Raw genomic sequence first — 428 nt, 5'->3', positions numbered from 1 at the left:
GAACGATCGGCGATGCTTGAATCATCATCGATAAACACAACAGGCCGCATCACACGGCCCATGCGCAAAGCAGCCACCAACTGATTACCTGCCACACCAGCACCGTAGATGGCCACTTTCGTCAGCCCATCATCGCGATTGGTGAACGGTACGTGCTGTGCAGCATTGAACCATTCACCCATGAAGTACTACCGCATCAACAAGCGCAGCCCACCGATAATGACCAGGCTCAGCCACCAGTAGTTGAAAATGATCGAGCGAGGTACAACCGTTTCGTGGTTGCTGTACCAATAGACCACCAATGCAAGAATCAGTGAAGACAGACTGACCGCTTTGATGATGGCCACGAGTGCATCATTGCCAAAGTAACGCATGACGGCACGATACATACCGAAACGAATGAACAAGGGAATAGCCACGACCGGGGC

1 protein-coding gene and 1 pseudogene are annotated in these 428 nt (G+C 52.1%); both read right to left on the bottom strand.

All coding sequences use genetic code 11. The annotated features are described in order from the left end of the window. The coding region (locus tag AC0T7J_RS25390; protein WP_473798559.1) for a nucleoside-diphosphate sugar epimerase/dehydratase at positions 1-182 on the bottom strand (182 nt) is incomplete at its 3' end. Positions 183-188: 6 nt separating this feature from the next. Beyond that, positions 189-428 (bottom strand): annotated as a pseudogene (locus AC0T7J_RS25385) (hypothetical protein); the annotation flags it as partial.

It is taken from the genome of Pantoea sp. E956-1 (assembly GCF_982223955.1).
This window is presented reverse-complemented; position numbering and strand designations above follow the sequence as displayed.